This is a genomic window from Kocuria salsicia, assembly GCF_007681555.1.
In the GTDB taxonomy this organism is placed as follows: Bacteria; Actinomycetota; Actinomycetes; order Actinomycetales; family Micrococcaceae; genus Kocuria; species Kocuria salsicia.
Window position 1 is genome coordinate 568500 of record NZ_VELE01000001.1, and the last position, 24303, is coordinate 592802.

Consider the following 24303-nt stretch of genomic DNA (forward strand, 5'->3'; position numbering starts at 1 on the left):
TCGTCCGCGCCACCGCAGCACGCGGTGAAGAGACCGTTGCGGTGGCGGCGGGCGCACCATCCGGCGGCAGCCGCGCGGAAGCGTGGTCTCAGCCCTCCGGGTGCTGCGGGCCCGTGGTGATCGAGTCGTCGGTGATACCCGCCGCGCGCCGCTTGTTGAGGCGGTTGCGCTGCGGGATCACCGTGTACTTGGGGTCCTTCACGGACTCCTTGCCGGCCCAGAAAACGCCGAAACGGGTGAGGGCCGAGGACGTCATCAAGGCGGCGCCGGAGACCGCGGCGACCCAGCGGCGTCGTCCGCCGAGCAGCGCGCCGAGACCCCCGAGGATCGAGAGCCGTTCGCTCCACTCCAGCCACTCACCGGGCTTGCCCTGTTCCAGGGGCTCCACCGTCACGGGATCCATCTCACCCTTCATCACGTGCATGGCCACGAGTTCACCGGCCACACCGGCCACCGCGAAGAAGCGCGCGGGCCCCGTCTCTGACGTGGGTGTGGTGAGCAGGATCAGCCCGCCCGAGGCCAGGGATGCCGAGGACGCGAACACGAACGCCAGGTGGCCGTGCATCTCGTGCCACGTGGGCACAGAGGTGTCGCTGAGCAGTATGGCCGTGTACGTGGCCATGGGCGCCCCGAGCAGGCCGGCGGCCACACTCGTGGGAAGTTCCAGCGCGTGCAGCACGGGGCGCAGCGGGCCCAGCGGCAGGCGCTCTCCCGTCATGCGGTCCAGCTCCACGGCCGCGGCCACCCCCGCGTTCGTGGAGAACGTCGCGAGCACCCACGAGCCCACGCTCATGGGAGAGGTGGGCTTGAACGTGCGCATCATGTGCAGGAAGCGCTCCGGGCGCCCGAGGTCTGCCACCAGTGCGATGCCGCCCAGCCCAGCCGCGGTCAGCGCCGCCAGCCGACCGTTGCGGCGCATGGCGGACCTGCCCGTGAGGCAGCCGCCGAGCGCCAGGATCGCGGAGCCGCCGGAGAGCCCTCCCAGGAACAGGTACGTGGCGATCTTCGAGTCCCACGGCGGGGCCTTCACGATCGGACGGCCGTAGTAGGAGGTGAACTCCGGCTCGGGCACCATGGCCACTTCGCGGGAGCCGTCCCCACCACCGCGGCGGAAGGCACCCCCGCCGGCGGGCCGGTTGCGGCGCCGCCGCTTGCGGTGGGGCTCCTCGGGCGGGCGGTAGCTGTCGTAGGGCGAGATGCTCATGCGCGGTCACCCGCCGTGAAGGCCACCGCACCCAGCGCCAGCATCCCCAGCACCGCGGCGCCCGCCCGCTTGTACATGCGCGGCAGGTCCGCGGTGGGCACGCGGGGATCCGGCGGCAGGCCGTAGACCTCCGGCTCGTCGAGCAGCAGGAAGATGGAGCCCGTGCCGCCCACGCCGTCCCTGGGGTTTGCGCCGTACAACCGCGCCTCGGTCCTGCCCTGCTCGTGCAGCTGGGTCACGCGGTGCTGGGCGGTCTCGAGCATGCTCTCCCGCTCGCCGTACTTGATGGACGTGGTGGGGCACGCCTGCGCGCACGCCGGGGTCTGGTCGTTCTTCATGCGGTCGTAGCACAGCGTGCACTTCTGGGCGATGCCGTCCTGCGGGACCTTCACGGTGTCCGGCATGGGCGGGGCGCCGCGCTGAGTCTTGGGCTCCACGAGACCGTCGTTGCGGCGCTCGATCACACCGAACGGGCACCCGGCCACGCACGTGCCGCAGCCGTTGCAGATGTCCTCCTGCACCACCACCGTGCCGAACTCCGTGCGGAACAGCGCCCCCGTGGGGCAGACGTCCAGGCAGCCGGCGTGGGTGCAGTGCTTGCACACGTCCGAGGACATGAGCCAGCGGAAGTCCGGGGTGTCCAGCACGGGCGAGTCGTCCGCGTCCGTGCCGTGCGTGCCGCGGGTCGACGACGCCCCGGCGCCACCGCCGCAGCCACCCCCCGAGCCGCAGCCCAGGGGCGCGGTGACGCCCGGCGTGGACTGCGACGAGCACGCGCACCCGGGCCCCGCCGCGTCGGCGTCGACCGGGTCCGGAGTGGAACCGCACGCGCACGCGCCCGAGCCGCACGCCCCGCCCTGCGAAGCGGTGGCCGCCGCCGCGGCGTCGGCCCCGGTTGCGGAGCCGCATGCGCACCCACCGGACGACGGCGCGGGCGACGTCGCAGGGGGTCCCACCCGCGGCATCCCCAGGCTCACGAGGGCGCGCCCGGACTCCCGGGCCTCCTCGATCCGCTCGTGGGACTGCTCGATGAACGCGACGTGGCGCCATGTGTCCGCGCCGAGCCCGCCCGTGTTGTCGTAGGAGGAACCGAGGATCTGGTAGTCCGAGTCCGCGGGGTTGCGGTTCCACTCCTTGCACGCCACCTCGCAGGCCTTGCAGCCGATGCAGATGGAGGTGTCCGTGAAGAAGCCGCGCCGCGGGTGCGAGTGCTCCCAGTAGGTGTCATCCTCGAAGGCCGAGGTGGGCGTCATCCGGTCCGTGCTCACGTGTCCTCTTCCTGGTCCGCCGGGCGGTTCGCGGGCTGGTCTTCCGGGTGCTCCCCCGGGTGGTAGGCCGTGGACCGGCCCGCGGTGTCACCGCTGTCGCGTGCTCGCAGCGGATCCTGGTTGAGCTCCCGCTCGGGATCCGTGATCCGATCCATGCCCGTGCGCACCGTGAGGCCCGCCCGCTGCTGGTACTCGCGCACCAGCTCGTTGCGCTGCGCACCGCGCGGCCGCCGCCCGGGGAGGATGTCGCACGAACCCGTCTTGAAGTTCTGGATCTGCACGTTGGGGTCCAGCGTGATGCCCAGCAGGTCGTTCGCACCGTCACCGGTGACCACCGCGTCCGTTCCCGCACCCCAGTGGTACGGCAGGCCGATCTGGTGGATCGTTTTGCCCGCCACGGTCAGCGGGGTCATGCGGTCCGTCACCAGGACCTTGACCTCGATGGCCGAGCGCGGCGAGACGATGGTGGCCCACCCGTAGGGCTCCAGCCCCTTCAGCTGCGCGAGCTCCGGGGAGATCTCGCAGAACATCTCGGGCTGCAGCTCGGAGAGGTACGGCAGCCACCGGCTCATCCCGCCGGCGGTGTGGTGCTCCGTGAGCCGGTACGTGGTGAACATGAACGGGTAGACGTCCGTTCCCGGTGCGTCACCGCTGGCCGCGGAGAGGTTGTCCTCCCGCGGGAACATCACCCGCGTGGGGTTCTGCTGCTGCGCGTACAGCGGGTTGGCCACCGGGGACTCCTGCGGCTCGTAGTGCGTGGGCAGGGGCCCGTCCAGCATGCCCTTGGGCGCGAAGAGCCAGCCCTTGCCGTCCGCCTGCATGATGAACGGGTCGTTGCCCGCCAGGCCGTCAGGCCCGGCGACGTCCGGTCCCGGCCGGGCCGAGGGGTCCCTGTCCACGGGGAAGTCCGGATTGTCCTTTCCCGTCCAGCGCCGGCTCTCCTCGTCCCACCACACGAGCTTCTTGCGCTCGCTCCACGGTCTGCCCTGCGGGTCCGCGGAGGCGCGGTTGTAGAGGATGCGGCGGTTCGCGGGCCAGGCCCACGCCCACTGCGAGGCGATCTCGTCCTGCTGCCACCCCGGAACACGCATGGCCGCCCGGTTGACGCGGTCCGCGTAGATGCCCGCGTAGATCCAGCACCCGCCGGACGTGCTGCCGTCCGCCGTCATCTGGCCGTAGCTGCTGAGGGGCTCGCCGGCGTTCTCCCCGGTCTCGAACCGGCCGTTGATCTCGGCCAGCACGGAGACGGGATCGATCTCGCCCTGCTCGTCCAGCGGGTAGTCCCACGTGAGGTCGAGCAGGGGACGGTCCCGGGGGTCCTCGGAGTCCGCGAGCCGCTGCCGGATGCGCTTGCCGAGCTCGAAGAAGAACTCCAGCTCGCTCTGCGCGTCTCCCGGGGGAGCCACGGCCTGGTGGCGCCACTGCACGAGCCGCTGGGTCTGGGTGAACGAGCCGGACTTCTCCACGTGCGTGGCCGCGGGCATGAAGAAGACCTCGGTCTGGATGTCCTCGGTCTTCAGCTCCCCCGAGGCGATCTCCGGGCCGTCCTTCCACCACGTGGCGGACTCGATCATGTTCAGGTCCCGCACCACGAGCCACTTCAGGTGGGACATGCCCAGCCGCTGCATCCGTCCGTTGGCCGAGCCCACGGCGGGGTTCTGCCCCAGGAGGAAGTAGCCCTCCACCTTGTCCTCGAGCATGGCCATGAGCGTCTGGTAGGTGCCGTGGGCACCGTTGATGCGGGGGATGTAGTCGTACGCCCACTCGTTCTCGGCCGTGGCGGCGTCGCCCCACCACGCCTTCAGCAGGTTGACGGCGTACGCCTCTGCGTTCGCCCAGTAGCCCTTCTGCTCCGTGGTGCGGATGCCGTCCACGTAGTCGGAGAACGACTGCTGGGTCACCGAGGGCATGGGCAGGTAGCCGGGCAGCAGGTTGAACAGGGTGGGGATGTCGGTGGAGCCCTGGATGGTCGCGTGCCCGCGCAGCGCCATGATGCCGCCACCGGGCCGGCCCATGTTGCCCAGCAGCAGCTGCAGGATGGACGCGGTGCGGATGAACTGGGCTCCCAGCGTGTGCTGGGTCCAGCCCACCGCGTACGCGAAGCACGTGGTGCGGTCCCGTCCGGAGTTCTCCGTGACGGAGCGTGCCAGGTACTCGAAGTCCGCCTCCGAGATGCCACACGCCTCCCGCACCATCTGCGGCGTGTACCGCGCATAGTGGCGCCTGAGGATCTGGAACACCGTGCGCGGGTGCTGCAGGGTCTCGTCCCGCACTGAAGCGCCCCCGCCCACGGGTGCGCCGCCGCTGCCGAACTTGTCGCCACCGGCCTCGGCCCGCTGCTTGGCACCCTTGGCGTGCTCGTGCTCGACGCCGAAGACGTGGTTGTCGACGCCGCGGCCCGCGGCGTCGTCGGACGCCTCTCCGCGGGAGTCCTGCCCCTCGGAGTCCTCGGTCTGGTACGCCCACGACTTCAGGTGGTAGCCGCCGCTCTCCTCGTCGTAGCCGGAGAACAGTCCGTCCAGGTCCTCGGCGTCCTCGAAGTCCTCGCTGATCAGGTTGGAGGCGTTCGTGTAGTTGACCACGTAGTCGTGGAACCAGAGGTCGTTGCTCAGCACGTGGTTGATGAGCGCACCGAGCAGCACGATGTCCGATCCCGCCCGGATGGGCAGGTGCTTGTCAGCGACCGCGGAAGTGCGTGTGAAGCGCGGGTCCACGTGGATGACCCTGGCACCGCGCGCCTTGGCCTCCGTGACCCACTGGAAGCCCACGGGATGGCACTCGGCCATGTTGGAGCCCTGGATCACGATACAGTCGGCGTTGGCCATATCCTGCAGGGACTGGGTCGCGCCACCGCGACCGAACGAGGTTCCCAGACTGGGAACCGTGGCGGAGTGTCAAATCCGGGCCTGGTTCTCGATCTGCACCGCCCCTGCCGCGGTGAACAGCTTCTTGATCAGGTAGTTCTCTTCGTTGTCCAGCGTGGCGCCGCCCAGGGACGCGATGCCCATGGTGCGCCGCAGCGGACGGCCGTCCTCGTCCGCGTCCTGCCAGCCTCGGCGTCGGGATTCGAGGAAGCGGTCCGCGATCATGTCGATCGCGGTGTCAAGCTCCAGGGGCTGCCACTCCGAGGCGCCGGGCGCCCGGTAGAGCATCTGGGTCTGGCGGCCCGGGGAGTTCACGAGCTGCTCGCTCGCGGAGCCCTTGGGGCACAACCGCCCGCGGGAGATCGGCGAGTCCGGGTCACCCTCGATCTGGATGACGCGCTCGTCCTTGACGTACACCTTCTGTCCGCAGCCCACCGCGCAGTAGGGACAGATGCTCTGCACCACCCGGTCCGCCGTGGCGGTGCGGGCGGTGAGGTCACGGGTGTGCTGGGACTCCACCGCAGAGCTGCGGCCGGTGCGGTCCCCCGTGCGGAGCTGGCGGATGACCGGCCACTCCATGGGGCTGAAACGAGTCATGGGAACAGGATAGACCTCCGCCCGGACACGGTTGCGCACCACGTGTTTCCCGTGTCCACTCCCCGCGGGGCGCCGACCGCCGCGTCCGGAGTGATCGACGACGCCGCGGCGTCCGGTCACCCGGGCGGGTGCCCCCTCCGCTGCTGGAGAGGGCACCCCCGGACGGTCAGTCCTCGTCCACCAGGGGATCGGAGCTGTCGAAGCCTGCGTCCTCGAGGGACTCGTTGACCTCCTCGTCAGCCTGCGGGTCGTCGATCATCCGCTCGACCTCCGGGTCGGTGAGCTCCGGGTCCGTACCCGGCTCAACCATGAGGTCCTCGTCGTCCGCGAGCTGCCGGGCGTCCGCGCCCTCGGGGTGCTTCAGGGGGTCGTCGTCCTGGCCCCACTGGGCGTCGTCCTCCTCCCAGGCGTCGTCCTCGTCCCCCGAGGTCTCGGAGAACTCGTCCTTGCCGAGGATCTCGTTGTGCACCTCGGGATCGTCCAGCGGGTTGGGGTCCGGGATGGGCTGCGTCATGGTTGCTCCTTCGCGGGATCTGGAGCCGCGTGCTGTCACGGGCACCGCCAGACTACGGCGCCGTGCGCGCCACCTCCACCGCCCCGGCGGAGGTTCGCCGCGGGCGGGTCCGAGACCGGTGCCGTACCGCTCAGGGACCGTTTCGACGCCTGGAAGCTGGTGGCACGACGTCGACACGGCCGCGTTGCATCACTTTGCATCTATATGGTGGTTGAGTTGGGGCACTCCGCTCCTCCGGCGGAGTCCCGCACCACTGCGGGTCAAGGACTCGCCGAGAGGCCCGCCATGCCCAGGACATGCCACGCCGTCGTCATCCCCACGCTGCTCGTGCTCGCCCTCGGCGGGCTCACGGCGTGCGGTTCGCAGTCCGCGCAGGAGCCGCAGGCGACGTCGACCGCCGCCCGCAACGCGCCCAACTCGGGCATCCGCTCGCAGGCCCCGACGACGACGCCGTCCACCCTCGACGGCACCCGGCCCGCCACCCAGCCCACGGCACAACCGAGCAACGCGCCCAACGGTGCGGACGAGGAGGCGACGTCGTCGGCCACACCGGAACTGTCCGGGTCCTGCGGCACCGACAGTGCCACGAAGGCCGTCGACGACAACCTCGACAAGGTGCCCGGAGTGGACGATCCCTCGATGTGGACCATTGACGATCTGGGCACCTACGACCCGTGCGCCGCGCTCTCATGGGTGACCCTGTCCGGAGGCGGGACGGGCTCCTCCATCCGACAGCAGATGCTCTTCCACGACGGCGACTACCTGGGCACCACGACGGCCACCCCCATCGGCTTCCACCCCGCCACGGTGCGACTGTCCGACTCCTCCATCCAGGTCACCTACACGTACAACCGCGGCAACGAGAGCAACGCAGAAGCCAGCGGCCGCGCCGTCTCCGTCTACAGCTGGAACCCGGACACCGAGTCCATTGACCACTCCGGCGAGTGGCCCCCGGGCATCGGCTGACACCCCCCGACGGCCGTGACACCGTGTTTTCCTTTGCACAGTCGCGCCTGAGACCCCATGGAGGAACCAGGTCGCCACACCGGTGGCCGTACGGAAAACACCCAAGGAGTCACTTCATGGGACGCCTCACTCGTCTTTCCACCCGCACCACCGCCGCAGCCGCAGGAGCACTTCTGCTGGCCGGTGGCATTGCAGGCCCGGCATTGGCCTCGGGGCAGGCATCCGAGGCCGCGACGTCGTCCTCCGCCGCGTCCGACTGCGGCCTTGAGACCGGTCACCAGGCTGCACAGCGCTGGATCCCCGTGCTGACCCCGCCGTTCGGCGCGGACCACGAGGACCAGGGCGCGTGGGACGCCAAGAACGTGGACACCTCCACCTACGACCAGTGCGCGGAGCTGTCCTGGATCACGGTGCAGACCGAGGGCGCCACGGCCTCCTCCCCGAGCACCATCATGCTCTTCCACAAGGGCGCCTATCTGGGCACCGCAACCAACGGCTCCTTCGGGTTCGCCCCGGATGTGGCCCGCGTGGACGATTCCACGCTGGACGTGACCTTCCACTACCCGCAGGCCGGCGACAGCAATGCCGACCCGCGCGGCCAGGCGACCTCCACGTACTCGTGGGACCAGGACACCGGGACGCTCACCCAGGAGGGCCAGCTGCCTCCCCACCTGAACTCCTGATCCTCCCCGTGGCAAGGGCGCCGGAGCGCCTGACGCCCTGCATGTCGGGGCCGTCCACCGGACACCGGTGGGCGGCCCCGACGTCGTGCCTGCACCGTTGTCTCCCCCAGACGCACAGGTTTGGTCCGCGCTCGACAGGGGCAGCACCCTGGCCAGGGACCAGGAATGCCCGCTCGGCAGGAACAACCACCTGCGAACGGCTCGCCAAGGTCAGCGAAACGCAACCCCTTTCCCGTGTTTTCTATTGCACACATGCGGTCGAGCCCCAGTGCGGCAACAGGTCGTCGAGTGACGGCCGTACGGAAAACGCCAAGGGAGTCACGTCATGGGACACCTCACACGCCTTTCCACTCGCACCGCCGCCGCCACAGCCGGAGCACTGCTGCTCGCCGGAGGTCTCTCCGCTCCCGCCCTCGCATCGGGTGCGGGCTCGCAGGACGTGGCGCCGCCCACGGCACAGACAGCCGCCGACCCCTGCCTCGACGACTCCAACGAGTACGCCGTGCAGCAGGCGGCAAAACTGCTGCCCCCGCCCTACGGCCCGGACGTGCCGAACGCACCGGGCTGGGCCGTCGACCAGGCTGACGCGTCCACCTACAGCGGCTGCGAGGGCCCCTCCTGGGTCTCCCTGACCGTGACCGGTGCGACGGCGTCCTCACCGCAGACGATCGTGCTCTTCTCCCACGGCCAGTACCTGGGCACCGCGTCCGCGACGCACTTCGGTTTCGAGCCCAAGGTCGAGCGCGTTGACGACGCCACCCTGCGGGTCACATACCGCTTCCCCATCGAGGGGGACGCCAACGCGGCACCCCGGGGCCGAGCCGTCTCCGAGTTCCACGACGACGCCGCCTCGGGTCGTGTGGTGCACACCGGTGAGTTCCCGCCGCGGGATGCCTGACCAGCACCACCCCAGCGGTTCGACAGTTCCCCGGGTGACGAAGGACGAGGGCCGACCAGACCGCTGGTCGGCCCTCGTCGTTCCGACAGTGTCCGGCGGACATCTGCTTCCCGGCCCCGCATGTGAGCTGTGGCACGATGACTGCGAGGGGTACGACGCCGTCGAGGGAGGAACCGTGGAACTGGTGCGCACGCTCGTGACCGCCGCCGCGGGCTCCTACGGCGCGAACTGCGCGCTGGGCACGGCCGCGGCGCTCGGCTGGGTGGACACGTCCCCCTTCCGGTGGGTGCACCACGCGCTGTACGTGAGCACGTCCTCGCTCACCGCGGCCGCCGTGGTGGCGGGGCTGCGGGAGGGGTCGACGACGGCGTTCGCCCTGGTCCCCGCGCTCGTCCCCCTCGTCCTGCTGCAGCGCCACGGCGCCCGCCCGCTGCCACGCCACACGCGGGACGCCCTCGCGGCGGCACCGTGCTACGCGGCCGGCCTCGCGCTGGCCTGGAGGTGAACCATGGAGTTCCTGGACGCTGTCTTCAACCGCAGGACCACCAACGGCCCGTTCCGCCCGGATCCGGTGAGCCCCGAGCACCAGCAGCTGCTGATCCGCGCGGCCACGGCGGCGCCGTCCCAGTTCAACAGCCAGCCGTGGCGGTTCGTGCTGGTCGAGGACAGGGAGACCATCGGGACGATCGCCCGCATCAGCGGCGAGAGCATGACCGAGGTGATGGGCGCGGGAACGTTCTTCGACCGGTACAAGAAGTACTTCCGCTTCAGCCAGAAGGAGATGGACACCCTGCGCAGCGGCATGCTCTTCGACAGGCTGCCCGCCCTGTTGCGCCCGTTCACCTCCCGGGCGTTCACGCCGTCCGGGCAGAAGCTCATGAACCGGTTGCGGGTGCCGCAGACCCTCGGCGAGGAGAACCGCAAGCTCGTTGCCGGTTCCCCGCTGCTGCTCGGCGTGATGCTGGAGCGCGGGGAGTACCGGCCTGAGGAGCTCTCGGGCTTCTACTCCGTGTTCAGCATGGGCGCGGCCATGGAGAACCTGTGGCTGACCACCGTGGAACTGGGCATGGGCATCCAGTTCGTCTCCTTCCCCATGGAGGCACCGCACCAGTGGGCGCGGATCGTGGAGCTGCTCGATGTCCCGGAGGACCTGGAGCTCATGGCCGTGTACCGGCTGGGCTACGTCCCCGAGAGCACGCACCGACCCGCGATCGACTGGTCCAGCCGCGAGCGCAAGCACCCCTCCCAGTTCGTCTTCCGGGAGACCTGCGCCACGCCGCAGTTGGGGTGGGACGAGGACTCCCGCCCCGGTACGACCTGACCCCGGCCCGGTCTGCCCCCTTCTTGCACCGGCCCCCGGATCAGCCCGACCCACGGGCAAGTCGGGTCCACGCGTCAGTCGGGGTCGCGGGTCAGTCCGTTCCCCGGTGCACCGCCAGGACGCGGAAGAAGCGCTGGCCGCGCACCCGCCACCCGGGCGGCATGAGCGCGGCCAGCTCGCCCGGTGTGCGGCTGCGCCGGATGGACAGCAGCCCGTCGAAGCGCACGAAGGTGCGGGCACGAGCCAGCGGCAGGGTGGCCGCCCAGTAGATGAGCCATGCCAGGCGTGAGCGCCGCAGGTCGTTGTGCACCGCGATTCCGCGGGCCAGGAGCGCGGAGTCCTCCAGCAGTCCGGTCAGGTCGGCCGCCTCCAGGTGGTGCAGCACGTGGTTGGAGAGCACGGCGTCGTACCGCTCCCCCGCTGCCACGAGGTCCGCGCTGGACTCCGCCCGGTAGGTGGTTCCCGTCCCGCGGTCGTGAGCTCGGGCCCAGGTGATGGCCCGGGAGTCCGGGTCTATGCCCGTGACCCGCACGTCCAGCGAGTCCCGGGCGGCCCAGCGCGCCACGGCCCGTGCGACGTCGCCGCCCCCGCAGCCCACGTCCAGGACCGCGGCCGGGCGGGACTCCGCCGCCGCGGCACGCAGCACCGGGCGGAGGTCACGCACGTAGACCGCCCTCCAGGAGGCCACGAGCGGGTTGATGACGCCGAACATCCGGTAGGTGGTGTCCAGGGCCCGCGGATCGCACGCGGGATCGTCCATGAGCTCAGGCTCGTTGAGGGCCCGACGGCGCAGCAGCGGGTCCACGGGTCACTCGCCCTGACCGTCGGCGGGCCCGGGCAGCACCCGCAGCAGCGCGCTCTCGATGCTCAGCCCCGGCCCGAACGCCATGGCAGCCACCGCGCCAGGAGCCCCGCGGGCGAGGATCCGCTCCAGCACGAACAGGATGGTGGCACTGCTCATGTTCCCGGCCTCGCTCAGCACGCTCCGGGAGGGTGCCATCTGCTCCTGCGAGAGGCCCAGCCGCGACTGCACCTTGTCCAGGATGCTGCGCCCGCCCGGGTGCACCGCCCACTGCGGCACGTGCTCCACTGTCTCGCCCGTGCGGCGCAGCAGCGGGGCCAGCGCGTCGGCCACGTGGTCGTCGATGATCCGCGGCACGTACGCGCCCAGGATCATCTCGAAGCCCTCGTCCCCCACGCTCCACGCGAGCTCGTCCTCTCCCACGGGAGCGAGTGCTGTCTCGAAGTCCACCAGTTCCAAGCTCGGCCCCGCGAGAGGGACCTCCCGCGCGCTGACCACCGCGGCGGCCGCACCGTCCGCGAACAGGGCGTTGCCCATGACGGTGTCCGGATCGTTGCGCACGTGCAGGTGCAGTGTGCACAGCTCCAGGCACACCACCAGGACCACGGCCCGCGGGTCCGCGCGGCACGCGGTGGCCGCGGCCCGCAGGGCGGGGAACGCCGCGTTGCAACCCATGAATCCCAGGTGCGTGCGCGTCACGTCCGCGGGCAGCCCGAGATCCTTGGCCACGCGCACGTCCGGGCCCGGCGCGAAGAAACCGGTGCAGGACACGGTGACCACGTGGGTCACGTGCGCCGCCTCGACCGGCGCGCGCTCCAGGGCGGCGCGCGCCACCGAGACGAACATGCGCCGCGCGTTCTCCGTGTAGATCCGGTTGCGCTCGCGCGTGCCCGGGGAGAGCAGCTGACCCTCGGCGGCTGCCACGAACGAGGACGCCGCCGCACCGCCACCTTCCTCGTGCGGACAAACGGTGCCCTCCGGACCCGACGGCACGGCGTCGCCCCGGCGTTGCCGTGCGGCGTCGGCAAGGGTGCCCAGCTCGGGAAGCACGGTGTGGCGTGTGTCCACCCCGGCCGCGCGGAACGTGGCGCGGACCAGGCGGGAGCCCAGCCGCGTCATGCCCGGCTGCTCGGCGAAGACCTCCGCGACATCCTCCTGGCGGATCGTCGTGTCCGGGAGCTCGGTGGCGATCGACAGCATGCGAACAGTCATGGCCCATGGTAGGCACCCTCACAGCGGGCAGGGCCGTAGCCTGGGGCCATGACCGAGCACCCCGACGACACCCGCCCCCGCTCCGTGCAGTTCCTCGACCGCGTGCGCGAGAACCTCGACCGGCTGAGCCCCGAAGAGGCGCACCGGGAGCAGCAGCAGGGCGCGATCATCGTGGACGTGCGCACCGAAACCCACCGCGGGGACGGCCCGCACATCCCGGGCGCCCTGGTCATCGACTTCACGGTGCTGCCGTGGCGGCTGGACCCGGACTTCGCCTGGTCCGTTCCGGAGGCGGTGTCACCGGAGCAGCGGTGGATCCTCGTGTGCCGCCACAGCTACGCGACCTCCCTGGCCGCCTGGACCCTGCGGGAGATGGGGCTCTCACGCGTCACGGACGTCGTCGGCGGCTTCGAGGCGTGGCAGGAGGCGGGCCTGCCCACCACCATGGACGCCCCGGACGTGCGCCCCTGACGGGCCGCACTCCACGTCGCGGGAGCCGGCAGAACGGGTGGCCGGCAATCATTGCGGACCCGCCGGCGTCGTCCCCGGTCCACAAGTGTGTCTCTGCACCCCAGACCCGGGCGATCCGCAGAAACGACAGGGGCCGCGCCCGTGCACAACGGACGCGGCCCCTGAGGCGTGACGAGAACGTGTGGATCAGAGGTCCACGGCCCCGCTCTCGCCGTCCACCGTCTCGCCCGTTACCTTGGCCTTGAGGAGGTTGGCCACCTGGGTGATCTTGCTGCCACCCGGGGCGTCCCAGTACTCGGCGGTGTGTCCGTCCACCTCGATGAGCACGTTGTTCGGGTTCTCCGGGCCGCCCTCGAGCCACGACTCCGTGAAGGAGCTCCACAGTTCGCGCAGCTGGTCCGGATCGTTGACGATGCGCGCCGTGCCGCACAGGGAGACCCACGCGCCGTTGCCCGAGTAGGCCACGTTCACCTCGGGGTTCTTCTGGATGGCCTGGCCCTGCGCCGAGGCGCGCTCGGCGATGAAGCGCACCGTGCCGTCGAAGTCCACGTCCTGGGTGGCCATGGGCCGAGAGATCAGGTGGCCCTCGTCGTCCAGGTGCGTGAGCATCGCAATGCGGGTGCTCTTGATGATGTCCCGGACCTTTTGGACCTGCTCGTTGTCTTCCACCGTGACGCTCCTTCGAATTGAGGCTGTGGTCGTGTGTCCTGCCGGAGGTCTCACGGGCCCGCCGACGCGGCACGCACCATCAGTTTAATTAGCATTGACAGGGAACACGACGGGTTCCCGGACCGGGGAGGGAGGCACTCCGTTTGAGCCGATCGCACGAGGAGACGGTGGAGCTGCTGCTGGCGCGCCACGACCGCACGTACGCGCAGGAGGCGGGGATTGAGCTGGCGGACGTGCCCGCTCCCCTGTTCCAGCTGCTCGTCCTGGCCAATCTGCTGTCCGCCCGGATCGGCGCGGGCGCGGCCGTTGCCACCGCACGGGAGCTGTTCGCGGCAGGGTTCCGCACCCCCGAGGCGATGCGTGGGGCGTCGCGCCCCGCGCTGCTGGCGGCGCTGGGTCGCGGCGGGTACAGACGCTACGACGAACGCACCGCCACGATGCTCCACGATGGCGCGCAGCAGCTCTTCCAGGACGACGACGGCGACCTGCGCCGCCTTCGCGACGCGTGCGACGGCCCCGGGCAGATCCTCGAACGGCTGCAGGATTTCCCGGGCATCGGACCCGCGGGCGCAGCGATCTTCGCCCGCGAGGCACAGGGCGTGTGGCCCGTCCTCGCCCCGTTCCTCGACAAGAAGGCACTGTCCGGCGCGGTGAGGCTCGGCCTTCCCGACGAGGCCGCCCGCCTGGCCGATCTCGTGCGTCCCGACCAGCTGCCGGTCCTGGCCTCCGGCCTGGTGCGGACGGCCCTGCACCGCGGCGCGGGCGACCCGCTGCGCTGAATGCACGGCGCCCCGGCAACCACCGTGACCCGCGCGCAGCGGGTGAGGCGACTCGGCCTCGGGACAGGAGATGCAGCAGTACGGCAGCTGCTTCCGGGCCCAGTCCCACGGCGGGGTCTTCCGCTCGATCACCTCGATGGTCGTGGCGAAGGTGATGGACTACGGGCTGTCGATCGCCCGGTTCTGCGTGGGGTTCGTGATGCTCGCCGGGGCCGGGAACGGCAGCACCCCCGCGGGGCGCGCGAAGCCGGCCCGGGCGTCGTCGCCAGTCAGTCAGTCAGTCAGTCACTGAGGATCAGCCGCAGGCCACGGTCGAGCGCAGTCTCGACCCGCGCTCTCACCTCCTCCGGTGCATTCAGGTGGTCGATCGTCAGACCGTTCACCAGTGCCGTGACGAGCGGAGCTGCGGTCTCCGGTGTGAGTCCGTCCCGCAACTTCCCGTCCTGCTGCGCCCGCTCCAGTGCCGCGCGCACGAGGTCGTGGAACGTGCGCATGGCCTGCCAATAGAGCTCGGCAAGCCAGTCACGCGTGGACGCTGCGGCCCCGTAGCTGACCCACACCGCGGCATCCTCGTGACGGACGCCCTCCAGCGGCAGGAGTTCGCGCAGGGCCCGGCACAGCGACGCCCGGTAGCCCGGCAGCCCTCGGGCCGCCATGACACGCTCCGTCTGCCGCTCCACGGAGCGTTCGAGCGCGGCCACCAGCAGGTCCCTGCGGGTCCTGAAGTGGTACTGCACGGTACCCGCCGAGAGCCCGGACTCCTGGGCCACGCTGCGCACACTCACCACATCGAAGCCCTGCTGGGCGATCACCCGGATCGCGGCCTCGGCGATCTTCTCTCGCGTCCCGCCGCCCGAAGGGACGTCTCGGTCACCGGTCATCGCGCCTCACCTCTCGCACGAGTGTATTGCCCCCGCTCTCGTACAAACGTATTGTCGTTCTTGGATCTTACGTTCGTATGGGAAGAGGAGGGGCATGGGCGATCTCCTGGCACTGGTCGGGCTGGCGCTGCTGGACAGCACGAGCCTGGGGACCCTGGTGATCCCGCTCGTCCTCGTGATCGCCCGCCGGCGTGTGGACGCGGTACCGCTCGTGGTCTACTTCGCGACGGTCGTGCTCGTCTACTTCGGCCTCGGCGTGGGCATAGCCCTGGGCTTCGACCTGCTCTCGCATCTCGCGGCGGATGTGTGGGCGAGCCGGCCGGCCCAGTGGTTCAAGCTGATCGCCGGTCTCGGCCTGTTCGACTACGGGGTCTTCGCTCCCGATCCCGTCAAGAAGGAGGGGCTGGGCCGAGTGCCGTCCCGGCAGAATCCCGCGGCCATGATCGTCCTCGGCGCTGGCGCGGCGCTCACGGAGGCGGCCACGATGGTCCCCTACCTCGCGGCGAACGGCATCATCACGGCCATGCCCGTGGGATGGACCGCGCGACTCGTGCTCCTAGCCGGGTACTGCCTCGTGATGATCGTCCCCGCGCTGGTGCTGATCACAGGAGCCGCGCTGCTGGGTGAACGGATCTGGCCCAGGCTCGAGCGAGTCGTCCCCACTCTGGAGCACCAGACGAAGATTACGCTGCTGTGGATCGCCGGGATCGTTGGTTTCTGGATGGCCAGCACGGGGTTCGCGGCGTTGCTGTAGTCAGTCCTCCACCACCGGTCAGCACCCCACGGCACCGTGCCGGCTGTCCCGGGGGGGGATCCCCGGGGCAGTCGGCACGGTGTGCAAGGCACGACGACGCCGTGCGGTCTGGTCACCGGACCACCCTCGTTCCCGTGGCCGGCTCGGCTGCTACGGGTCAGTACTCGATGACCACGCGGCCATCGATCTTGCCGTGTGACATCTCCTCGAAAATGGCGTTGATGTCCTCGAGGGGACGCTTGCTGAAGGTGGGGTGGATCTTGCCAGCCGCGTAGAACTCGAGGGCCTCGATCATGTCCTGCCGTGTGCCCACGATCGATCCGCGGATCGTGAGTCCCTTGAGCACGATGTCGAAGATCGGAGCGGGGAAGTCGCCCGGAGGCAGGCCGTTGAACACAATCGTCCCGCCGCGACGCGTCATGTTGATCGCCTGCCCGAAGGCCTGGGGGTGGACCGCGGTCACGAGCACTCCGTGGCTGCCCCCGATTTCCTGCTGGATGACCTCCGCGGGGTCCTCCGCGAATGCGTTGACAGTGAGCTCGGCACCGTGCTGCTTCGCGAGAGCGAGCTTGTCGTCGGCGACGTCCACCGCCACCACGCGCATACCCATGGCCACCGCATACTGCACTGCGATGTGCCCGAGACCGCCGATCCCGGAGATCACGACCCACTGACCGGGCTTGACCTCCGTGCGCTTGAGTCCCTTGTAGACGGTGACGCCCGCGCACAGGACGGGGGCGATCTCGTAGGGATCGGCGCCCTCCGGGATGATGGCCGCATAGCGCGCGTCCACGAGCATGTACTCGCCGAACGAGCCGTCAACGCCGTAGCCACCGTTGACCTGCTCCTCGCAGAGCGTCTCCCAACCCTGGCGGCAGTGCTCGCAGTGGCCGCACGCGGACCACAGCCACGCGTTGCCGACCATCTGCCCGACCTCGATCTCCGTGACTCCCTCGCCCACCTTTTCCACGATGCCCACGCCCTCGTGGCCCGGGATCAGGGGGAGCTTCGGCTTGACGGGCCAGTCGCCGCCCGCGGCGTGGAGATCCGTGTGGCAGACCCCGGAGGCGATGAGCTTCACCAGCGCCTGGTTCGGTCCGGGTTCGGGGATCTCGTTCGGCCCCACGACCAGGTCCTCGCCGAATCCCTTGACAACTGCCGCGTTCATGGAAGACATGTCCAACTCCTCGTTGAGTTCTCTGTGTCCACGTCCGGTGGGAACGACGGGTGTGGACGAGGTCCGTGTCCACCCTGTCCGACCGTCCGGTCCGTGATGTCCTTCGACGCTACCGAGAGCAAGGTTGCAGGAGGGTTGCAACGTCGGATCTCAGCGTTCGAGGGACTCGAGGCGGACGATGGCCGCGCAACGTTCCGGAGCAGCCCTGGGAGCCCGAGCAAGAACGGCCATGAGCACCTCGGAATCCGCGTGGGCCTCCGGGAGGGTCGAGTAGTGCCACAGCTGCGACCACGATCCCGCCTGCAGGACCGTCTCGCGCAGCAGCGCGGACACCTCGTCACGGATCTCCCTGATTCCGGGAGCCTCGGAACCGGGAAGAAGCTGGCCGCGGTAGTGGTGCATTGCGGCGGCGAGATCCCCGAGGCCCAGCGCTCGGTGGCACAGTGCGACGTCGCTGACCAGTGACCCTGTCAACCGGTACGGCCGGGATGCCACGCCGATGAGGCCGTCCCCGTGGAGCAGAATCCCCTTGCGGAGACGGGCGATCTCCGCCCGGACCGTGACCTCCTGACCGCCACCGGGACACAACGCCTCGGCGAGTTCCGCCGCGCTGAGGCCGCCGGCGTGCCAGTGCAGCAGAGTGAGCAACTCGGCGTGGCGGGTCGAGAGGTCCCGGCTCTGCCCTCCCCAGCCGATGGTTGCGGGAGGGGCACCGGTGACCCGCAGCCGGACCGTGGATGCCTCTGTCCGAGGCAACCCGGCGTTCACCGCCGTCGCGCGAGACGCCACGGTTCTGCCGAGATCCTCACGCGCTCTGCCTGCCCACCCACGACCCGCTGCGCGCGGGTCCAGCAGAGATCCGAGCTCTCGAGTCACGGCCTGGGACGTGCACTCGAGAAGGGGCAGCACGAGGGACGACACCGCGTCCTCGCCACCCGTGACGTCGATGACGCCGATCACCTCTCCCGTGACGGGATGCAGGACGGGCACCGCACTGCAGCTCCACTGCTGCGCCGGGGCCGCAAAGTGCTCGGCCTGGCTGACCTGGACGCCCGTTCGACTCGCAATGGCCAGTCCTGGGGCAGAGGTCCCCATCGCGGCCTCGGACCAGTCCACGCCCGGTGCGAATCCCATCCCCTCGGCCCGGCGACGGGTGTCTCCGCCGCCCTCGACCCACAGCAGTGTTCCGTGGGCGTCGCTGAGTGCCACGAGCAGCCCTGCTCGAGTTGCAGGCTCGACGAGCCGCGTGTGGAGAAGCCCCAGGACGTCGTGGAACGGGTGGGCGCGGCGTGCCTCCTCCAGGCCGGCCCGCTCGTGGACAGTCTGGACGAGGACGCCCTCCGGTGACTCCAGGTGGCGCACGGAACGGATCCAGGAGCGCAGCACCACGTCCCGCACCGCCGGGGTACGGTCACCGTCGATTGCCAGGCGGTCCAGCCCCGCGTGTGCCCTGCGCACCTCGCGCTGGTAGTCGTGGTCGGAGAGGAAGGCGTCGAACATCAGGTCACCACCAAACCCCACCCTGCGGTGCGGGCACCGGTGCAGACACGCCCGTCCCGCAGGACCAGCGGGATGACCACGGTGTGGCCCATGCCCTTCACCTCCAACGAGCCGAGCGGGTTGAGCCTCGCTCAACCTCGTCTCGAACCTACTGAGGTCGTGGAATCCGTACAAGGATCCGGGGCAACTCGCCCCGGCGTGACACCACCAGCTCCCGAACGCGACGGTGTGCAGACTGACCCGCACGGCCGCGGAAGTGGAGGACCCCGGAGGCGCCAGTCGTGCGGCGTAAAACACGTTCGGCGACCTCCCAGGAAGCTGTGATCGCACGTAGGGTGGATCTGGCCCACCGCGGGCGGTGGCCGGGGCGTGAGACGGCCCGATCGTCGCCGGGCGCGGCCGGACGCAGCGCCCCCGCCGCAAGGGACGCGCCCTGCCCGGCACACGACGTCGTGGACCACCCCGCGCCGAACGGAGAAGAGAAGCATGCGCACCCGCACCACCCGTCTGCTCGCCCTGCCCGCAGCCCTCGCGGCCGCGACCCTTGCGCTGAGCGGCTGCTCCGGCGCCCAGGACGCGCAGAGCACGCGGACCACCCTGAACTACGCGACCGGCGACGCCGAGCCCGAGTGCCTGGACCCGCACGTGGGCGGCAACTACCCGCAGGCGCTGCTGGGCACCAACTTCGCCGAGTCCCTGGTCAGCCGGGACAAGGACGGCAAGATCATCCCCTGGCTCGCGGAGTCCTGGAAGGAGTCGGCGGACGGGAAGACCTGGGAGTTCGTGCTCAAGGACGGCGTGAAGTTCACCGACGGCACGCCCCTGACGTGGGAGGCCGTGAAGGCGAACGTGGACCATCTGCTGGACCCGGACACCGCCTCCTCCACCGGCTACCTGGCCTTCCAGCAGATCGCAGACGTCACCCGCGGGGCGAACGACCATGTGGCCGTGGTGCACCTGAAGCAGACGGACTCCGCGCTGCTGGAGTCCTTCGCGCAGCCCTGGAACGCCATCGAGTCCCCCACCGCGCTCAAGCGCCCCCAGGAGGAGAACTGTGCCTCCCCCGTGGGCACGGGCCCGTTCGTGGTGGACTCCTGGACCAAGCAGGACCGCGTGGTGCTCACGCGCAACGAGAACTACACCTCCGCCCCGGCGGACGCCGCGAACCAGAACGGCCCGGCGAAGCTCCAGGAGATCGTCTGGCGCTTCATCCCGGACGCCACCACCCGGTACAACGCGCTGTCCTCCGGCGAGGTGGACGTGATCGACAACGCCCAGCCCAACAACATCACCGCGGCCGGGGACAACTCCGGGCTCGAGGACCTCAACGCCCCGCGCCCCGGCTCCTCCAACCGCATCGAGCTGAACTCCGGGCACGCGCCGTTCAACGACAAGAAGGTACGGGAGGCCTTCATCCGCGCCGCGAACGTGGACGACGGGATCCAGTCCCTGTTCATGGGCACGGCGCCGCGCTCCACCTCCGCGCTGGGCTCCACCGAGCCGCTGAGCAAGGACATGCCGGGCTCCTACCCCCACGACGTCGACGCCGCCAACCGGTTGCTGGACGAGGCCGGCTGGACGAAGGGCTCGGACGGCATCCGCGAGAAGGACGGGAAGAAGCTCACCGCGCGCTTCCCGGTGAGCACCAACCAGTCCATCCCGGCTGAGCAGTCGCTTTTCGAGCAGATCCAGGCCGGCGCCAAGGAGGTGGGCATCGACGTGAAGCTGCAGCCGGTGGACCTGCAGTCCTGGTACTCCGCGCTGGGCAAGGACGACTACGAGCTCGTGGACGCCCCCTACACCAAGGTGGGCCCGGACGTGCTGCGGATCCTGTACCACTCCGATTCGATCAAGCCCGCACCGTCCGGGTACTTCGCGAACCACGCCCAGATCGACGACGAGCAGCTGGACACGGTGCTCGACAAGGCCCGCGCTTCCACGGACGCGGACGAGCGCGCGAAGCTCTACGAGCAGGCCCAGCAGATCATCGCGGACGCCCAGGTGATCCTGCCCCTGTACGACCAGCAGAACCACTTCCTGCACTCCACCGGGGTCAAGGGCCTGCGCGCGCTGCCCACCGTCAACACTCCCACGTTCCTGGACGTGGAACCGCTGCCCGCCTCGTGAGCGCCCGCAGCGCGAGCCGGGAACCGGTGGGCTGAGTGGCCACCGCGACCGTGCATCGGCGTCGGCCCTGGCGCCCCGTCCTGATCCGTCTGGGCGGGGCGCTGGTGGCGCTGTGGCTCGTGGCCACCGTGGCGTTCGGGGTGCTGCAGCTGCTGCCCGGCGACCCGGCTGAGGCCGCCCTGGGCGGGCCCGGCTCGCAGGCGAGCGCCGAAGCCCTGCAGGCAGCCCGCGAGCAGTACGGCCTGGACCGGGCGCTGCCCGTCCAGTACCTCGCCTACCTCGGCCGCGTGCTCACCGGGGACCTGGGCACGAGCTACTCGCACCGCGCACCCGTCACCGAGGTCATGGCCCCGCTGATCGGCCCCACCCTGACGCTGGCCGTGCTGGCCCTGCTGTGCGCGTGGCTGCTCGCGCTGGGCACCGCGATGGTGGCCACGGGGACGTCCCGGCTCGCCGCGCGCGTGGCCTCCGCAGTGGAGATCGTGGCCTCGGTGCTGCCGGGCTTCTGGCTCGCCTCCGTGCTGATCATCGTCTTCGCCACGCACCTGGGCTGGTTCCCGCCGGTCTCCGACGCCACGCCGCGCGGCCTGGTGCTGCCTGTGCTCTCCCTGGCGGTCCCGCTGGCGGGCTACCTGTCCCAGACCATGCGCGAGGCCATGCTCACCGCCCTGGACTCCCCCTTCGCCCTCGCCGCCCGTACCCGCGGTGAGACCCGCGGGGGACTGCGCGTGCGCCATGCCCTGCGCCACGGTCTGGTGCCCGGCATCAACCTCTCCGGGTGGTCCTTCGGCTACCTGATCTCCGGGGCGGTGGTGATCGAGACGGTGTTCGCGCGGCCCGGTCTGGGGCGCTCTCTGGTCTCCGCAGTGACTTCCCGGGACGTTCCCCTCGTGCTCGGGGTGACGCTGTTCGCGGCACTCGGGTACGTGCTCGTCACCATGGCCGCGGACGCCCTGACCGCCGCCGTCGACACCCGGGGGGCCTCGTGAGCGCCGTCCCCTCCCTGGACGCCCCGGATCGCCGGGCACGACGGCGCCGCACGCCCGGCTCCCAAGCACCGGGCCCCCTGGCCTCGCAGATCGGTCTGTGGGTGCTGCTGGCGTGCGCCGCGGTGCTCGCCCTCGCGGGCCTGTTCCCGGGGCTGCTCGCTCCCGGTGATCCGCTCGCGGTCGACCCCGCGCAGGCGTTCCAGGCCCCCGGCTGGAGCCACCCGTTCGGCACCGACGAGTCCGGCCGGAACGTCTTCACCCGCGTGGTCCACGGCGCCGGGCCCTCCCTGTTCATCGGCGTGGCGGCCACCGTGCTGGGCGTGGGACTGGGCGCGGTGCTCGGACTGCTCACCGGCCTGGGGCGACGCTGGCTGGACGCCGCCGGGTCACGGCTGATCGACGCCATGCTCGCCTTCCCCACCCTGCTGCTCGCGCTGCTGCTGATCGCCGTGCGCGGACCCGGCGTGGCCGGCGTCGTCGTGGCCGTGGGACTTTCCTCAGCCCCCGGCTACGCGCGCCTGCTGCGCGCCGAGGTGCGCCGCGTCTCCCGCTCGGGGCATGTAGAGGCCGCGCGGATGCTGGGCCACTCCCCCCTGCGCATCGTCGTGCGCCATGTGCTGCCCGGGGCGCTCGGGCCACTTCTCGCCGTCGCCACCCTGGGGCTTGGGCAGGCGATCGTGTGGTCCTCGGCGCTCGGCTACCTGGGGCTCGGCGCACCGCCGCCCGCGCCGGAGTGGGGCGCGATGCTCAACGCCGGGCGCACGTACGTCACCAGCGCGTGGTGGATGACAGTCTTCCCGGGCCTGGCCATCGTGGCGGTCGGAGTGGTGGCAACCCTCCTGGGACGCAGGCTCTCCGCGCACCTGGCGGGACGGAGCGCCGGTGGCTGAGGATCCGGTGGTCAGCGCCCGAAACCTGCGGGTGTGCTTCGGGGACGTGGCGGCGGTCCGGGGCGTGGACCTCGTGCTGCCCCGCGGGCGCGCCGTGGCACTCGTGGGTGAGTCCGGGTCCGGCAAGTCCGTGACGGCGCGCGCGCTGATCGGCCTCACCGGGGGCGTCGTCACCGCGGACGAGCTGCGGATCGCGGGACACGACGTCGCCGGGCTGGGCGAACGCGGATCCCGCGCCGAGCGCGCGTGGCGGCGGATCCGGGGGCGTGTGGTCGGCACCGTGCTGCAGGATGCCCTGGGCTCGCTGGATCCCCTGCGCCGCGTGGGTGCCGAGGTGGCCGACGCCGCCCGCCTGGCCGGCACCGCCGTGGACGTCCCCGCCCTGCTGGAGTCCGTGGGACTCGACCCGGCCGCGGCCCGGCGTCGCCCGGACGAGCTCTCCGGCGGCATGCGCCAACGCGCTCTCATTGCGGCGGCGCTCGCGGCGGACCCGGAGGTCGTCGTCGCGGACGAGCCCACCACCGCGCTGGACACCACCCGCCAGGCCGTGGTGCTGGACCTGCTGCGGGCACGCGTGGACGCCGGCGGATCGCTGCTGTTCATCACGCACGACCTCGGTGCGGCGCGTCGCGTCGCGGACGACGTCGTGATCCTGGACGCCGGACGCGTTGTCGAGACCGGCCCGTTCCGTACGGTCATGGCCGACCCGGCCTCCACGGAGGGGCGCCGCCTGGTCGCCTCGGTTCCGTGGGGGCGGCCCCGCGGCGAGGCCCTGCTGCCCGACGCCGCGGCGCGGCTTCCCGGAGACGCGAGACCCGGCACCGTCGCCACGCAGGGCAACGCCCCAGCACCAGCCACCCCGGCTGTCTCGGTGGGTGGCGCCGTGCCAGGTCCCGCCTCCTCGTACCGCTCGGACCTTGCACCTCAGGAACCAGAACGCCGCGGCCTGGACGCACCGCGCGAGGCGAGCCCACTGCTCTCGGCCCGCGGCGTCGTCGTGCGCTACGGCGGTACCTCTGAGCCCGCGGTGCGAGGTGCCGACCTCACGCTGCGCGCCGGTCGGACCGTGGGGCTCGTGGGCGAATCCGGGTCCGGGAAGTCCACGCTGCTGCGGGCCCTTGCCGGGTTGCTGCCCGTCGAGTCCGGGGACGTGCTGCTGCGCGGTGAACCGTGGTCAGCGCTACCCGAACGGCGACGGCGAGCGCGCCGACGTCAGCTGGCCATGATCGTCCAGGATCCGTTGGGATCCTTCGAACCGCGCTGGGACGTGGGCCAGGTGCTCACCGATGCGCTGGGGCGGCGCGATCCTCGGCGAGTCGCCGACCTGCTGGAATCCGTGCACCTGGACCCCACCGCCGCGCACGCCCGGCCGCGGACACTGTCCGGCGGTCAGCGGCAGCGGGTCGCCATTGCCCGGGCGCTCGCCGTGGAGCCCGCCGTGCTGCTCGCGGACGAGCCTGTCTCCGCGCTGGACGCCTCCGTGCAGGCGCAGGTTCTCGACCTCCTGGACGAGTTGCAGGCGCAGCGCGGACTCGGGATCGTGCTGGTCTCGCACGACCTCGGGGTGGTCCGGCACTCCTCCGACGACATTGTGGTGCTGCAGAACGGGCTGGTCGTCGAGTCCGGCCCCACCGAGGACGTCCTCTCGCACCCGACGCACCCGTTCACGAGGGAGCTGATCGACGCGGCGCCGCGGTTGGACTGAGCTTGGCTGGACTGGGCGCGATTGGACTGGTT

At 70.9% G+C, this 24303-nt stretch carries 23 protein-coding genes; 13 read left to right on the forward strand and 10 right to left on the reverse strand.

What is annotated here, in order from left to right; translation table 11 throughout:
• Positions 1-88: 88 nt before the first annotated feature.
• The 4 genes from nrfD to FS770_RS02525 form a co-directional block, all read right to left on the reverse strand.
• Complete coding sequence (nrfD, locus tag FS770_RS02505) at positions 89-1204, reverse strand: NrfD/PsrC family molybdoenzyme membrane anchor subunit (RefSeq protein ID WP_144941974.1); 1116 nt, start codon at positions 1202-1204, stop codon at positions 89-91.
• On the reverse strand, positions 1201-2472 hold the full coding sequence (locus FS770_RS02510; protein ID WP_145009664.1) for a 4Fe-4S dicluster domain-containing protein: 1272 nt from the start codon (positions 2470-2472) through the stop codon (positions 1201-1203). Before FS770_RS02510 ends, nrfD begins: the two co-directional genes overlap by 4 nt.
• Positions 2469-5933, reverse strand: a complete 3465-nt coding sequence (fdh, locus tag FS770_RS02515) for a formate dehydrogenase (protein WP_186366668.1) — start codon at positions 5931-5933, stop codon at positions 2469-2471. The genes FS770_RS02510 and fdh overlap by 4 nt, the downstream gene beginning before the upstream one ends.
• A gap of 166 nt (positions 5934-6099) precedes the next feature.
• Positions 6100-6447 carry a hypothetical protein gene (locus FS770_RS02525; RefSeq protein ID WP_144941966.1) on the reverse strand — a complete coding sequence of 116 codons (348 nt, stop codon included), beginning with the start codon at positions 6445-6447 and terminating at the stop codon, positions 6100-6102.
• 285 nt (positions 6448-6732) lie between these two features.
• Between FS770_RS02525 and FS770_RS02530 the strand changes: the two genes are divergently transcribed.
• The 5 genes from FS770_RS02530 to FS770_RS02550 all read left to right on the forward strand — a co-directional run bounded on the left by FS770_RS02530 (position 6733) and on the right by FS770_RS02550 (position 10315).
• Complete coding sequence (locus FS770_RS02530) at positions 6733-7413, forward strand: LppP/LprE family lipoprotein (protein WP_145009673.1); 681 nt, start codon at positions 6733-6735, stop codon at positions 7411-7413.
• A 116-nt stretch (positions 7414-7529) separates the two neighbouring features.
• Positions 7530-8096, forward strand: coding sequence for an LppP/LprE family lipoprotein (locus FS770_RS02535; RefSeq protein WP_145009676.1), 567 nt, complete (start codon positions 7530-7532; stop codon positions 8094-8096).
• A gap of 325 nt (positions 8097-8421) precedes the next feature.
• Entirely contained in the window at positions 8422-8994 is a 573-nt protein-coding gene (locus FS770_RS02540) for an LppP/LprE family lipoprotein (RefSeq protein WP_145009679.1), read from the forward strand.
• 175 nt (positions 8995-9169) lie between these two features.
• Positions 9170-9499 carry a hypothetical protein gene (locus tag FS770_RS02545; RefSeq protein ID WP_144941959.1) on the forward strand — a complete coding sequence of 110 codons (330 nt, stop codon included), beginning with the start codon at positions 9170-9172 and terminating at the stop codon, positions 9497-9499.
• Positions 9500-9502: 3 nt separating this feature from the next.
• On the forward strand, positions 9503-10315 hold the full coding sequence (locus FS770_RS02550) for a nitroreductase family protein (protein WP_145009683.1): 813 nt from the start codon (positions 9503-9505) through the stop codon (positions 10313-10315).
• A 91-nt stretch (positions 10316-10406) separates the two neighbouring features.
• On the opposite strand, the gene FS770_RS02555 is transcribed toward FS770_RS02550, so the two are convergent.
• Together FS770_RS02555 and FS770_RS02560 are read right to left on the reverse strand one after the other, a co-directional pair.
• Complete coding sequence (locus FS770_RS02555) at positions 10407-11120, reverse strand: methyltransferase domain-containing protein (protein ID WP_145009686.1); 714 nt, start codon at positions 11118-11120, stop codon at positions 10407-10409.
• 3 nt (positions 11121-11123) lie between these two features.
• Entirely contained in the window at positions 11124-12329 is a 1206-nt protein-coding gene (locus tag FS770_RS02560) for a type III polyketide synthase (protein ID WP_145009690.1), read from the reverse strand.
• A 48-nt stretch (positions 12330-12377) separates the two neighbouring features.
• Between FS770_RS02560 and FS770_RS02565 the strand changes: the two genes are divergently transcribed.
• Entirely contained in the window at positions 12378-12800 is a 423-nt protein-coding gene (locus tag FS770_RS02565) for a rhodanese-like domain-containing protein (protein ID WP_145009693.1), read from the forward strand.
• Between the two features lie 186 nt (positions 12801-12986).
• Here FS770_RS02565 and FS770_RS02570 read toward each other — a convergent pair whose 3' ends face one another.
• Positions 12987-13469 (reverse strand): pyridoxamine 5'-phosphate oxidase family protein, encoded by a 483-nt coding sequence (locus FS770_RS02570; RefSeq protein ID WP_144941949.1) that lies wholly within the window; start codon positions 13467-13469, stop codon positions 12987-12989.
• Positions 13470-13612: 143 nt separating this feature from the next.
• Here FS770_RS02570 and FS770_RS02575 point away from each other — a divergent pair, with 143 nt between their 5' ends.
• Complete coding sequence (locus FS770_RS02575; RefSeq protein ID WP_055083683.1) at positions 13613-14248, forward strand: HhH-GDP family DNA glycosylase; 636 nt, start codon at positions 13613-13615, stop codon at positions 14246-14248.
• Between the two features lie 70 nt (positions 14249-14318).
• Positions 14319-14540, forward strand: a complete 222-nt coding sequence (locus FS770_RS02580; protein WP_145009696.1) for a hypothetical protein — start codon at positions 14319-14321, stop codon at positions 14538-14540.
• On the opposite strand, the gene FS770_RS02585 is transcribed toward FS770_RS02580, so the two are convergent.
• A complete protein-coding gene (locus tag FS770_RS02585) occupies positions 14530-15129 on the reverse strand; it encodes a TetR/AcrR family transcriptional regulator (protein ID WP_126874369.1) in 600 nt (199 codons plus the stop codon). The two genes, FS770_RS02580 and FS770_RS02585, sit on opposite strands and share 11 nt — an antisense overlap.
• Positions 15130-15223: 94 nt before the next feature.
• Between FS770_RS02585 and FS770_RS02590 the strand changes: the two genes are divergently transcribed.
• Positions 15224-15883 carry a GAP family protein gene (locus FS770_RS02590; protein WP_145009699.1) on the forward strand — a complete coding sequence of 220 codons (660 nt, stop codon included), beginning with the start codon at positions 15224-15226 and terminating at the stop codon, positions 15881-15883.
• Positions 15884-16040: 157 nt separating this feature from the next.
• Here FS770_RS02590 and adhP read toward each other — a convergent pair whose 3' ends face one another.
• Together adhP and FS770_RS02600 are read right to left on the reverse strand one after the other, a co-directional pair.
• Positions 16041-17060 (reverse strand): alcohol dehydrogenase AdhP, encoded by a 1020-nt coding sequence (gene adhP, locus FS770_RS02595; RefSeq protein ID WP_126874370.1) that lies wholly within the window; start codon positions 17058-17060, stop codon positions 16041-16043.
• Between the two features lie 150 nt (positions 17061-17210).
• Positions 17211-18560: a helix-turn-helix domain-containing protein gene (locus tag FS770_RS02600; protein ID WP_145009702.1), complete on the reverse strand. Its 1350-nt coding sequence runs from the start codon at positions 18558-18560 to the stop codon at positions 17211-17213.
• A gap of 486 nt (positions 18561-19046) precedes the next feature.
• Between FS770_RS02600 and FS770_RS02605 the strand changes: the two genes are divergently transcribed.
• The 4 genes from FS770_RS02605 to FS770_RS02620 are packed head-to-tail and all read left to right on the forward strand — an operon-like array spanning position 19047 to position 24271.
• Entirely contained in the window at positions 19047-20687 is a 1641-nt protein-coding gene (locus tag FS770_RS02605; RefSeq protein WP_145009705.1) for an ABC transporter substrate-binding protein, read from the forward strand.
• Positions 20688-20722: 35 nt separating this feature from the next.
• Positions 20723-21676 carry an ABC transporter permease gene (locus FS770_RS02610; protein WP_126874373.1) on the forward strand — a complete coding sequence of 318 codons (954 nt, stop codon included), beginning with the start codon at positions 20723-20725 and terminating at the stop codon, positions 21674-21676.
• Positions 21673-22566 carry an ABC transporter permease gene (locus FS770_RS02615; protein ID WP_342353650.1) on the forward strand — a complete coding sequence of 298 codons (894 nt, stop codon included), beginning with the start codon at positions 21673-21675 and terminating at the stop codon, positions 22564-22566. Before FS770_RS02610 ends, FS770_RS02615 begins: the two co-directional genes overlap by 4 nt.
• Complete coding sequence (locus tag FS770_RS02620) at positions 22559-24271, forward strand: ATP-binding cassette domain-containing protein (RefSeq protein WP_145009708.1); 1713 nt, start codon at positions 22559-22561, stop codon at positions 24269-24271. Before FS770_RS02615 ends, FS770_RS02620 begins: the two co-directional genes overlap by 8 nt.
• Positions 24272-24303 lie beyond the last annotated feature (32 nt).

Bases quoted from the DNA above. Each gene is read 5' to 3' on its own strand.
- nrfD (WP_144941974.1), bottom strand. From the start codon at position 1,204: ATGAGCATCTCGCCCTACGACAGCTACCGCCCGCCCGAGGAGCCCCAC.
- FS770_RS02525 (WP_144941966.1), bottom strand. From the start codon at position 6,447: ATGACGCAGCCCATCCCGGACCCCAACCCGCTGGACGATCCCGAGGTG.
- FS770_RS02530 (WP_145009673.1), top strand. From the start codon at position 6,733: ATGCCCAGGACATGCCACGCCGTCGTCATCCCCACGCTGCTCGTGCTC.
- FS770_RS02535 (WP_145009676.1), top strand. From the start codon at position 7,530: ATGGGACGCCTCACTCGTCTTTCCACCCGCACCACCGCCGCAGCCGCA.
- FS770_RS02540 (WP_145009679.1), top strand. From the start codon at position 8,422: ATGGGACACCTCACACGCCTTTCCACTCGCACCGCCGCCGCCACAGCC.
- FS770_RS02550 (WP_145009683.1), top strand. From the start codon at position 9,503: ATGGAGTTCCTGGACGCTGTCTTCAACCGCAGGACCACCAACGGCCCG.
- FS770_RS02560 (WP_145009690.1), bottom strand. From the start codon at position 12,329: ATGACTGTTCGCATGCTGTCGATCGCCACCGAGCTCCCGGACACGACG.
- FS770_RS02565 (WP_145009693.1), top strand. From the start codon at position 12,378: ATGACCGAGCACCCCGACGACACCCGCCCCCGCTCCGTGCAGTTCCTC.
- FS770_RS02580 (WP_145009696.1), top strand. From the start codon at position 14,319: ATGCAGCAGTACGGCAGCTGCTTCCGGGCCCAGTCCCACGGCGGGGTC.
- FS770_RS02585 (WP_126874369.1), bottom strand. From the start codon at position 15,129: ATGACCGGTGACCGAGACGTCCCTTCGGGCGGCGGGACGCGAGAGAAG.
- FS770_RS02590 (WP_145009699.1), top strand. From the start codon at position 15,224: ATGGGCGATCTCCTGGCACTGGTCGGGCTGGCGCTGCTGGACAGCACG.
- adhP (WP_126874370.1), bottom strand. From the start codon at position 17,060: ATGTCTTCCATGAACGCGGCAGTTGTCAAGGGATTCGGCGAGGACCTG.
- FS770_RS02600 (WP_145009702.1), bottom strand. From the start codon at position 18,560: ATGTTCGACGCCTTCCTCTCCGACCACGACTACCAGCGCGAGGTGCGC.
- FS770_RS02605 (WP_145009705.1), top strand. From the start codon at position 19,047: ATGCGCACCCGCACCACCCGTCTGCTCGCCCTGCCCGCAGCCCTCGCG.